The organism is Variovorax sp. P4_D9, assembly GCF_056401695.1.
In genome coordinates this window covers 1-10,152 of sequence record NZ_JBFUIU010000312.1, presented here as the reverse complement: position 1 = coordinate 10,152, position 10,152 = coordinate 1, and the positions used below count along the sequence as shown (strand labels likewise).

The 10,152-nt window shown below is 62.9% G+C and carries 12 protein-coding genes; all 12 read right to left on the bottom strand.

The features are described from left to right. Positions 1-245 precede the first annotated feature (245 nt). Positions 246-1,025 (bottom strand): enoyl-CoA hydratase, encoded by a 780-nt coding sequence (locus AC1DY5_RS28435; protein ID WP_478116828.1) that lies wholly within the window; start codon positions 1,023-1,025, stop codon positions 246-248. 51 nt (positions 1,026-1,076) lie between these two features. Beyond that, a complete protein-coding gene (locus AC1DY5_RS28430) occupies positions 1,077-1,382 on the bottom strand; it encodes a 3-hydroxyacyl-CoA dehydrogenase NAD-binding domain-containing protein (RefSeq protein ID WP_478116827.1) in 306 nt (101 codons plus the stop codon). Positions 1,383-1,418: 36 nt separating this feature from the next. Then, positions 1,419-2,405 carry an NAD-dependent epimerase/dehydratase family protein gene (locus AC1DY5_RS28425; RefSeq protein ID WP_478116826.1) on the bottom strand — a complete coding sequence of 329 codons (987 nt, stop codon included), beginning with the start codon at positions 2,403-2,405 and terminating at the stop codon, positions 1,419-1,421. 43 nt (positions 2,406-2,448) lie between these two features. Further along, positions 2,449-3,327: a crotonase/enoyl-CoA hydratase family protein gene (locus AC1DY5_RS28420; RefSeq protein ID WP_478116824.1), complete on the bottom strand. Its 879-nt coding sequence runs from the start codon at positions 3,325-3,327 to the stop codon at positions 2,449-2,451. 12 nt (positions 3,328-3,339) lie between these two features. Then, entirely contained in the window at positions 3,340-4,335 is a 996-nt protein-coding gene (locus tag AC1DY5_RS28415) for a DODA-type extradiol aromatic ring-opening family dioxygenase (RefSeq protein ID WP_478116822.1), read from the bottom strand. Positions 4,336-4,348: 13 nt separating this feature from the next. Further along, positions 4,349-5,437 (bottom strand): amidohydrolase family protein, encoded by a 1,089-nt coding sequence (locus AC1DY5_RS28410; RefSeq protein WP_478116820.1) that lies wholly within the window; start codon positions 5,435-5,437, stop codon positions 4,349-4,351. A 46-nt stretch (positions 5,438-5,483) separates the two neighbouring features. Further along, positions 5,484-6,152 (bottom strand): 4-carboxy-4-hydroxy-2-oxoadipate aldolase/oxaloacetate decarboxylase, encoded by a 669-nt coding sequence (locus AC1DY5_RS28405; protein WP_478116818.1) that lies wholly within the window; start codon positions 6,150-6,152, stop codon positions 5,484-5,486. Beyond that, complete coding sequence (locus AC1DY5_RS28400; RefSeq protein WP_478116816.1) at positions 6,149-6,808, bottom strand: RraA family protein; 660 nt, start codon at positions 6,806-6,808, stop codon at positions 6,149-6,151. The genes AC1DY5_RS28405 and AC1DY5_RS28400 overlap by 4 nt, the downstream gene beginning before the upstream one ends. A 21-nt stretch (positions 6,809-6,829) precedes the next feature. Beyond that, on the bottom strand, positions 6,830-7,498 hold the full coding sequence (locus AC1DY5_RS28395; protein WP_478116814.1) for an RraA family protein: 669 nt from the start codon (positions 7,496-7,498) through the stop codon (positions 6,830-6,832). A gap of 4 nt (positions 7,499-7,502) precedes the next feature. Continuing rightward, positions 7,503-9,059 carry an acyl-CoA synthetase gene (locus AC1DY5_RS28390; RefSeq protein WP_478116812.1) on the bottom strand — a complete coding sequence of 519 codons (1,557 nt, stop codon included), beginning with the start codon at positions 9,057-9,059 and terminating at the stop codon, positions 7,503-7,505. Between the two features lie 22 nt (positions 9,060-9,081). Beyond that, positions 9,082-9,480 carry a RidA family protein gene (locus AC1DY5_RS28385; protein ID WP_478116810.1) on the bottom strand — a complete coding sequence of 133 codons (399 nt, stop codon included), beginning with the start codon at positions 9,478-9,480 and terminating at the stop codon, positions 9,082-9,084. Between the two features lie 21 nt (positions 9,481-9,501). Continuing rightward, a partial coding sequence (locus AC1DY5_RS28380) for an ABC transporter ATP-binding protein (RefSeq protein WP_478116808.1) occupies positions 9,502-10,152 on the bottom strand: 651 nt, incomplete at its 5' end.

Sequence of the window (10,152 nt, the reverse complement as noted above, 5' to 3'; positions counted from 1 at the left end):
CCCTTGCACAGCTTCAGGACCCTGCTGCAGGACCTCTCCACCCTGGCCTACAACATCACCCACACCCACCTCAACCCCGAGGCCAAGATCGTCACCACCACGCGGCCCACGCCGCTTCAGGCAAAAGCCTTCACGCTGCTCGGCTTGAATCCCGCCTGTACCCAGTAGCCGCTCTCCCTGCGAACGAAAAGCTCAAGCAGGGCGCGCACTTACGTCTCGGCGATTACCAAAGTTCGGCCTAGCGCTTACTGGTGCTTGAAGTCGGGCGTGCGCTTGGCCAGGAAGGCATCCATGCCTTCCTTCTGGTCGGCGGTCGCGAACAGCGCATGGAACAGCCGGCGCTCGAACATCACGCCGTCCGACAGCCCRCTCTCGAAGGCCCGGTTGACCGATTCCTTGGCCGCCATCACTGCGATCTGCGAGAAGCTCGCGATGGTCAGCGCGGCGCCCAGCGCCTCTTCGGCCAGCTTCTCGAAAGGCACGATGCGGCTCACCAGCCCGGCGCGCTCGGCTTCGGTGGCGTCCATCATGCGGGCCGTCAGCGCCATGTCCATGGCCTTGGACTTGCCGACCGCGCGCGGCAGTCGCTGCGTGCCACCGGCGCCCGGGATGACGCCGATCTTGATCTCAGGCTGGCCGAACTTCGCGTTGTCGGCCGCGATGATGAAGTCGCACATCATCGCCAACTCGCAGCCGCCGCCCAGCGCGAAGCCGCTCACCGCGGCGATCACCGGCTTGCGGATCTGGCGGATGGTTTCCCAGTTGCGGGTGATGTACTCGCCCTTGTAGACGTCCTGGAAGTTGTACTTGGCCATCGCCGCGATGTCGGCGCCGGCCGCAAACGCGCGCTCGCTGCCGGTCAGGATGATGCAACCGATGGCCGGGTCGGCGTCGAAGGCCTTCAGCGCCTGGCCCAGTTCGGTCATCAGGGCGTCGTTCAGCGCATTCAACGCCTTGGGCCGGTTCAGCATGATGATGCCGACCTTCTCGGCCTCGACGCGTACCTGGATGTTTTCGTAGGTCATGATCTTGATTCAGAAGTAGCTGTAAAGCCGCGATCTGCGGTCGCGAGTGCGTCATAGCCGACCTTGCCGCTTGCCCGCGCTGCAGCCGCTTTCATGTCGGCCGCACAGCTTGTCTCTCTTGACTAAACGCTCAAGGCTTGCTGTCAGCGCCGCAATTTCACGGTCGACCGTTGCCTGGGAAACATCGATCATCGACACAAGCAGGCCGGCCATCGAGCAGACCCGCGCGATGCCAATTCCGATCGCGCCCGCCCCAATGATGCCAATCAATTTTTTGGTCATGAAAGGCTCCTTCATTGTCACGATGAGATCGCTAGCACTGCCTTCATTGCGCCGCTGATGAGCATTGATGACCATTGGCCCGGATTGATCACAGCGCCAGTTATCGCCAAGTCACATCTCATGAATGCGCAACCACTCGGTGTACTCGGCCATGGCGCGCTCGGGCGAGTACTTTGGCTCGTAGCCTAGTTCGTCGCGCAGTCGGGAAATGTCCATGTAGAAGTTGCCCATGTTCACTTCTCGACCAGAAGCGGCGAATGCGTCTTGCGCCGCGCTTCGAAGTTGCACCTTGAAGCCGGGAATGGCTTTCTCGGCCGCGCGTGCAATCTCTCCATACGTCACTGCGCGCCCGCTGCCAAGGTTGTAAATGTGGTGCTTCAGCGAAGGCGCGCGAATGACGAGCCCCATGCCGCACGCGATGTCCTTGACGTAGGTCTGGTCGTAGCCGTCGGTCTCTACTGGGACTCCGCTCCCCTTGGAGAAGTCCGGTGCAGTGCCGGAAAGGCCGGCCTTGATCAAGCGGCTCGGCAAATTCAGGAAGGTACGATAGACCGGCCCGTACATGCCGCTGCAACGCACGGTCACGATGTTCAGGCCTTCCTGCCGACGGTAGAGATTCGCGATGACCTCGAGCGTTTTCTTTGCCCAGGATTGCACGATGAAATTGTCATCGGACTCCTGCAGCGGCGAGGCCATATCTTCCTTGAACGGCATGCATTCCGGGCCCAGGCCCCAGTACGCGTCGGACGAGCTCGTCAGCACAATGCGCTTGACGCTGTTCAGCTTGGCCGCCTCGAAGAGGTTCAGCTCGGCCGTGACCCGCGCGCGAACTTCCGCGGCAGGCGCCAGCTGCTTGGGCGCATACCCGGAAGTGTCGACTACCGTGTCCGGCTTGTACTTGGTCACTACAGCCATCACCGCGTACGGGTCGGTCAAATCGAGGTACTCGACGAACGCTCGCTTGCGCTCGATGGCATCCTGCAGAAGTACAGGCGCCTGGCGTCGCACGCCCGTCACGACGACGGTCTCTCCCCTGTCGACCAGTTCATTTGCAGTATGCTGTCCGAGCATGCCGGTTCCACCAAATACGATGATCACTCTCGCTTCTCCAATATTGTTCATGTGACGTGCCGCGATCCGCTCACCACCAGGGATAGAACGGCGGCATGTCGGTGGACGGGCGCGCGGTGAACCGCGGTGGACGGCGTTCGAGGAACGCAGCAACCCCCTCCTTGCCGTCAAGCTGGCTCGCATAGAAGACGCCCAGAGATTCGATCTTGTGGGCGATCAATGGATCAGGCTGGCCCGCGTTGCGGTAGATCATCTGGCGGATCAGTGCCGCGGAGACGGCAGACTTGCCATCGATGAAGCTGCGTGCGAGCGCCTCGGCTTCGGAGCGCAGCTTGTCCGCCGGGACCACTGCACGGAACAAGCCCCCACGGCGGCCTTCCTCGGCGTCAAATACATCAGCCCGATACAACCATTCCAGAGCCTGGGAAATTCCCACCAGCTTCGGCAGGAGCCAGGTGGAGCATGCCTCGGGTACGATGCCCACGTGACCGAAGACGAAGCCCATTCGCGCTGTATCCGACGCAATGCGAACGTCCATAGCCAACGTCATCGTCGCGCCGATGCCCACGGCAGGGCCGTTGATTGCAGCGATGACGGGTTTCTTGCACGCCATGATGGCCAACGCCACGCGCCCGCCTGTGTCGCGGACACCCTGGACGATCGCGGGATCGTCGTAGAGGTCGTCCAGATCGGACAGCGAAGGCGTGAGGCTCTCGTCCAGACCGAAGACATTCCCGGCGCGGGACAGGTCCATGCCGGCGCAGAACGCTCTGCCGGCACCGGTGACGATCACCGCGCGGACGGTGTCGTCTTCGCTGATCGCGGTGAACGCGTCGGTCAACTCGTTCGCCATCGTCACCGTGAACGCGTTGAGCTGGTCCGGGCGGTTCAGGCTCAGCCACAAAACGCCATCCTCCGGATCGAGTTTCAGGGTTTCGTAGGCCACCATGTTTCTCCGCGCCTACTTCCAGCCCATGAATGCCAGGCCGATGCCGGAGCCCAGTGGCGTGCGATGCACGGGGATGTATTCCGTGTAGTCGCACTTCAGTCCGGTGACCATTCCGGAGACCATGATCCAGTTTCGGATTTCGGATGATCCAGACAGCATGGCCTCCTGCGGTATCGCCGTGAGCTTGTCGACGTCATTGGTCTGCAGTGCGCTAACGATGCGTCGGTCGAACGCCTCTTCGCAAAGGAAATGGCTGAGCCCCCCCGATGCGACCACGGCCACGCGCGCTGGGTTCGAGGATGAGGCCAACGCCGAGGCGATCTTCGTCCCTACCTCATAGCATCTTGCCGCTGTCGGTGTGTTTGGCGGAAAGTATGTATTGAGCATGACCGGCAGCATCGGCACGTTGACGTCTTTCATCAATCGCTCGATCACGAAGCCAAATGCGTGGCCAAAACCGCGCACGCTGGGGTCGAGGATGCGATCCGACGACGCCACGTCCACACCCTGGCGAATGAGTCCCTGCACCAGATCGAGCGCCAGGTCGGGCGCACCCGGATAGCGATGAGGCAAGTCCATCCGATAGCCCGACCAGAACTTCTGGTCGGCCCACGGCGGCATTCCCTTGAGGTGCTCGGACGGCTTCATCAACAGTTCATCGCCGCGATAGACGGCCATGGCAGGAAAATTCTCCGGGCCGAACAGTTCTCCCTGGTCATCACCGACGACCAGCACGACATCCGGCTCAGCGGCACGCAACTGGGCGGCCAGGCTGTCTAGCGCAGCTTCGGCCTTGGCTGCCATCGCAGGGAAGCCCGCCGGGTCCGACTCCCTGATGTAGGGCTCGCCGCGCTCGGCGACAAGGTCATCGTAGGAAACGAGTCGGCCATCCAGCGTATTGAGCAACTTGTTGCGCCGATCGTCCGCGGAACGGAACTCCCATTGCGCCCCACCCAGCACGAGCAACGGGCTGTGGGACGTGCCGATGCCAAGAACAATGCGGGCCATCAGTGTCTCCCGATCACATGCCGATGCCTTGGCGGGCGCCCTCGCCCGTCAAGTACTTGTTGGGGTCGCCCTTGACCGCGGGCGCCCCGCCCTTGGCCTTCAGATGCGGGAACAGGCGTCGCGCGTTGTTCTCGTAGATGTTGGCGCGGTCTTCGGCCGTCAGCGTATCGATATCCTCGACCAGGGCCTTGATGTCGTCGAAACTTCGGCCGGTTTCGGGATTCATGGCGGTGCCCGATCCCGGGTTCTCAGTGCCGAAGACGACGCGGTCGCTGCCGACCAGCTTGATCAGCATCGCCAGCGAATCCTTGGAGTGGATGACCGTGTCGTAGTAGATGCGCCGCAAGCTCTCGTCGAAGGATTCATTCAACGGATGGTTCTTCGCCATGACGGGGTGCAGGCGCTCGGCGCGCCAGCGACCAACCTGGTAGGGCACCGAGCCGCCGCCGTGCGAGATGATGATCTGCAGCTTCGGAAAGTCCAGGAAGACCCGCGAATTGACGAGCGACAGAATGGCCAAGCTCTCCTCGTCGATGAAGTGCGTCGCGTAGGTGCCGCGGCCGTGCTGGTTTCCGGTGGAGTGCACGTGCGCGGGCACATCGAGTTCGCAGAGCTTCTCGTACAGCGGATACCAATACTCGTCCCCCATCGGCGGGGTCTTGTTGTCGCCCTCGCCCGGATCCGGGTCCAGCAGGCAGCCGACGAAGCCATACTCCACGATGCAGCGCTCCAGTTCGGGCAACGACGTTTGGATCGGCTCGCCTGCTGGTTGCGGCAGGCCGCAGATGCCGGCAAAGCGGTCCGGCAATACACGGCAGAACTGCGCAATGTAGGCGTTGACGCCCTCGTTCCAGCGATGCGCCACGCGGCCAGGCTTCTCGGCGTGGAACATCGTAAAGGGTCGGGGCGACAGCAGCTGCACGTCAGTCCCCGCCAGGTCGATGGCATCGAGATTGCGCTTTGTCTCCGGCAGCGACAACATCTCGTCGTCGGACAGGGGAGGCGGCGGCGTGCCGTAGGTGGCTCGGCTTGCGAGCAGCAGCGTGTACCAGGCGTAGAGCTTTGGGGAGGCGCAAAGATGCCCGTGGACGTCGATGATCATGGGGACTCCTAAGTGAACGGTTGGGGGGAAAGAGGCCGATAGCGCCTCAGAAGTTGTAGACCTCGAGGGTCCGTTCGCCCGCGCGAATGCGATCCAGGATTGCGGCCTCCTTGGCGTCGCGCTGTTCGGCCGCTGAAACCACCTGCTCGGCGCGCTCGCGCGGAATCGCTACGACTCCGTCCGTGTCGCCGACGATCAAGTCGCCGGCATTCACTGTGAGATCACCGAACAGAACTGGAAAATTGACCCAGCCGCGAGCACCATAGTCTTTGCCCGTGCCCCGCATGCACAGGCCGCGAGCGAATACAGGCAAGCCGAACTCGGCGAGGATGCCGCCATCACGCACGCAGCCGTCGATCACGAGGCCCGCCAGGCCGCGTGCCTTGGCGGCGCAGGACATGATCTCGCCCCAGTAGCCGAATTCGTAGTCGCCGCTGACGTGGACAACAAGCACATCGCCCGGCTGCGCTACGTAGAGGGCGCGGTGCAACCAGAGATTGTCTCCACCGGGTGAGTGCACCGTAACGGCGGGGCCACAGACGCGAAATGTCGGGGCTACAGGCTTGATAGCCGATGGCAACACTCCGATGCGGCCGCCTGCCTCGTGCAACGTTGCGGTCGGCAAAGACTGGGCAGCCGCGACAACGGTGGCGCTGGTCCGCTGGATGTCGGGCCGAATGGTCGGCCCAGCGGGCATGGTGAGCATCGTGCTCATTTCGAGGCCATCCGCGTCTGCAGTTGGTGATAGCGATGCTTGTCGCGAGCCTCGCGCAAGTTGAGGCCTCCGCGCACCGACTCGCGAATGGCGTCTTCGGCGGCCTGGATCTCCTCGGCTGAGGCGAGCACCAGGTCTTCCTGTTCCTTGGGAATGACGACCACACCGTCGGCGTCGCCGCGCATCAAGTCGCCTGGGCAGACGCGGACGTCTCCGATGCTGACCGGAATCTGCGTAGCCTCGACCTGAACCCGGTCCTTGCCCGTGCGCATCCAGGATTCTCGGCTGTAGACTGGATAACCAAGCTGCAAGCAAAGCGCGACGTCGCGGTTGATGCCGTCGATCACAGTGCCTGCGATGCCCTTGCTGTGCGCTACCTCGGTCAGGATGTCGCCCCACACGGTGACGTTGTCGCGCCCACCGTTGTCGAGCACGATCACGCTACCAGGCGCCACGTCGTCGATGTAGTCGCCGACGGTGCCGGGCGGCGTACCGGCGGGGCCATATTTGAGGGTCCAGGCGCGACCCGTCATGCGAAAGTCGATCGAGCGCGGCTTGATTCGGTAGCACTGGCCGTTCAGGCCATGCCGGTCGAGCGCATCGCTCAAGGTGGCGGTATCGAGCTTCGAGGCACGCTCGACGTTGCGGTCAGTCATCTCGGTTCTCCAATGCGTCGCTCAACGCAGCATGTGTTCGTAATCAGCGCCCATCACCTCAGCGATGGGTTGGCCGGCCAGCAGCGCCTTGGCCATGGCGGCTTCACGACCTGCGATCATTTCGGCGGCGTCGAGGACGCGCTCGATATCCGCGGCCGGAATGAAGGCCACGCCGCTCGCGTCGGCAATGACGTAGTCCCCGGGATTCACGGTCACGTCGCCGATCGTGATGCGTTGGTTCGTTACGGCTTCCGCAACGCGTCCGCGGGCGGTCTTTGCGGTCAGGGCGCGGCAATAGACCGGAAAGTCATAGGCACGCGCTTCGTCGACGTCTCGCACCGGGCCGTCGGCGATCACGCCGGCGACGCCTCGGACCTTCGCGCCGAGCGTGAGGATGCCGCCCCAGCTTCCGGCATCCAGGCCCGTGCGTTGCTCGACAACGATCACTTCGCCCGGTTGCGCCATTTCAATCGCAGTCGTGCCCAAATGCCGTGGTGCTGCGCCCGTTGGCGGCGGCGGGGCCCGATCCGCCGGGACGAGTCGGCAGGTCACCACGCGCCCGGCGATGCGCCGGGTGGTCGAGCGTTGCTCGAGGCCGCTGACAACACGGTCGCGCAAGCCGAGTTTGTCGAGTGCATCAGATACCGCACAGCAATCGAGGCGGTTCAGGCGTTTGACGGGATCGTTCATGAAGTCAGACGTTTGACGGGGACAGGTACTTGAGCCGCAACTCGCGCTTGAGCACCTTGCCGGTTGGGTTCTTTGGCAACGCGTCGACCAAGATCACCCGCTTGGGGATCTTGAACAGTGCTAGCCTTCCTGCGCAGGCAGACAGGACACTCTGCTCGGTGAGCACATGACCCGGCCTCGTGACGATCACGGCAGTGACCGCTTCGATCCACTTGGGGTCTGGGAGTCCGATCACGGCCACCTCAGAGACTCCGTCGATGCCGTAGATCGCCTCTTCGACTTCACGGCTGGCGACGTTCTCGCCGCCGGTCTTGATCATGTCCTTTTTGCGGTCGACGACGCTGATGTAGCCCTCCTCGTCGATCGTTCCCAAGTCTCCGCTGTGGAACCAGCCACCGAGAAAAGCGAGCTTCGTGCGCTCTTCGTCCTTGTAGTAGCCGCTCAGGAGCTGGGGTGAGCGGTGCACGATCTCGCCGATCTGGCCGACACCCACGTCGTTCATGGCGTCGTCAACCAGCCGGGTTTCGACATTGAGCGTCGCACGGCCGGCCGACCCTGCCTTGCGAAGTTGATCCTCAGGCTTTAGCACGGTCGCTACCGGAGCGATTTCGGTCTGGCCGTAGAGATTCCAAAGGCGGACCGCCGACATGCGTCGCTGAATTTCTTTCAGCACCTCCACCGGCATGATCGACGCCCCGTAGTAGCCCTTGCGCAAGCACGACAGGTCGGTTGATTCGAACTGAGGCGCTTGCATCAGCGAAATCCAGACCGTCGGCGGCGCGAAGAAGGAGTTGATGCGGTCGCGCTCCATCAGTGCGAGGAGATTGGCGGCCGCCGGCTTGCCCGTGATCACGCTGGTTGCGCCCACGTAGATGCAGGGGCCGAGGAAAACGTCGAGCTGCGCGCAGTGATAAAGCGGGAGCGCATGCAGCACACGATCGCTCTCGGCGATCTCGATGTCGACCAGGCAACTCACGTACTCGGAGATGACGGCGTCGTGCGTCAGCATCGCCCCTTTTGGACGTGATTCGGTGCCGCTGGTGTAGATGATTTGCGCCAGCATCGACCCCGTCAAAGCTCGCTGCGGCGCTCCGCCCTTCTTCAGCAGTTGATCGAAGGTCGTCAGTCCAGCGACTGGGTCGGTAGGGCCTTCGCTCGGCAGCCAGACTCTTTCGCTGACCGCAGTATCGACGCTAGCGGCCTTCCCCAATTCCGCGAAATCCGAGTCGACGCACAACATGCGAGCCCCTGAGTGCTCGAGGATGTAACGCGCTTCCTCAACACTCAGCATGAAGTTGATGGGAACCAGTACCGCGCCGAGCCGGGCCAACGCGAATCGCAGCGTAGCAAACGCATGCGAGTTTCGCGAGATCACCGCAACACGATCTCCGATCTCAATGCCGCGCTCTGCAAGACCCCCGGCAAGCTGGTTGCAGACGTCGTCAAACTGCGCATAGGTCCAGTCCACGTTCCCGCAGCGGATAGCGAGCTTGTCAGGGAAGCGCTGCCGCGTGCGCCGCAACAGGTCCCCAAGCGTATGACGCGCAATAACGGTGCTCATCGGTCTCTCCTCGGTCAGTGCATCAAGGTTGATTGATGATCGCGATGACTTCCAGCTGCAGCAACATGCCGCCTTGCAGGTCGTACATCAGCGTATGGCGAGCCGGGCGGTCGTGCGGGTCCGGAAAGCACTTGAGCCATTCGGCATTGATGTGCTCGCGCGCGGCGTTGTCCTTCAGGTAGACCGTCATGCGCACCACGTCATTCAAGCTGGCGCCGCCTCCGGCGAGCAGAGCGCGCACGTGGTCAAACGCGAAGCTCGCCTGCGAGGCAGCGTCGGCCGGAAGCGTTCCCGTACCCGGATCGATGCCCGGGATGCCCGATGAGTAAAGCGTGTTGCCGACACGTGCGCCCATCGGAATGGGTGCTGCGCCATGCGAGACGCCAGTCACTTCGATTGAGCGTCGACGAGGAAGATTCATTTGTTCTTCTCCTAAGGGGACTCAGGCCGACACGCCAAGCAGCTTGTCGATCAGTGGTTGGTTGCCCAGCAGCTCTTCGCTGGGCCCGCTATGCACGACCGCGCCGTGGTCGATGACGACGCAGCGCTCGGATTGCGCCAGGGCCAGCTCGTACTTCTGTTCGACCAGCACGATGGCCATGTCGCTTTCGCGGCGCATCCGCTCGATCGCGACCAGCATCTCCTTGACGATCAGCGGCGCCAGGCCTTCTACTGGTTCGTCGAGCAACAGCAGCGATGGGTTGGTCATCAGCGCGCGCCCGAGCGACAGCATCTGCTGCTCGCCGCCGGAGAGTTGGTTACCGTAGTTGCTGCGGCGCTCTTTCAGGCGCGGAAACAAGGCGTATACGCGCTCGAGGTTCCAGGTTCCTGCACGAGCCACGACGGTGAGGTTCTCTTCAACCATCAGCGACGGAAAGACCTCTCTCTGCTGCGGCACCCAGCCCACGCCACGGCGGTTGCGGCGATGCGCGGGCTCCTTGTCGATGCGCTCGCCATCGAACCAGATCTCGCCGGAATGGTGCGTCGTCAGCCCGATGATGGTCTCAATGAGCGTCGTCTTTCCGACACCGTTGCGGCCGATCACGACTAGCGTCTCGCCGCGACGCACCGACACCTCCATGTCGTGCCGTGC

What these genes read in the sequence shown, in the direction of transcription:
- AC1DY5_RS28415 (WP_478116822.1), bottom strand. Translation starts at nt 4,335, where the DNA reads ATGGCCCGCATTGTTCTTGGCATCGGCACGTCCCACAGCCCGTTGCTC.
- AC1DY5_RS28405 (WP_478116818.1), bottom strand. Translation starts at nt 6,152, where the DNA reads ATGAGCACGATGCTCACCATGCCCGCTGGGCCGACCATTCGGCCCGAC.
- AC1DY5_RS28390 (WP_478116812.1), bottom strand. Translation starts at nt 9,059, where the DNA reads ATGAGCACCGTTATTGCGCGTCATACGCTTGGGGACCTGTTGCGGCGC.
- AC1DY5_RS28410 (WP_478116820.1), bottom strand. Translation starts at nt 5,437, where the DNA reads ATGATCATCGACGTCCACGGGCATCTTTGCGCCTCCCCAAAGCTCTAC.
- AC1DY5_RS28430 (WP_478116827.1), bottom strand. Translation starts at nt 1,382, where the DNA reads ATGGTCATCAATGCTCATCAGCGGCGCAATGAAGGCAGTGCTAGCGAT.
- AC1DY5_RS28395 (WP_478116814.1), bottom strand. Translation starts at nt 7,498, where the DNA reads ATGAACGATCCCGTCAAACGCCTGAACCGCCTCGATTGCTGTGCGGTA.
- AC1DY5_RS28385 (WP_478116810.1), bottom strand. Translation starts at nt 9,480, where the DNA reads ATGAATCTTCCTCGTCGACGCTCAATCGAAGTGACTGGCGTCTCGCAT.
- AC1DY5_RS28420 (WP_478116824.1), bottom strand. Translation starts at nt 3,327, where the DNA reads ATGGTGGCCTACGAAACCCTGAAACTCGATCCGGAGGATGGCGTTTTG.
- AC1DY5_RS28400 (WP_478116816.1), bottom strand. Translation starts at nt 6,808, where the DNA reads ATGACTGACCGCAACGTCGAGCGTGCCTCGAAGCTCGATACCGCCACC.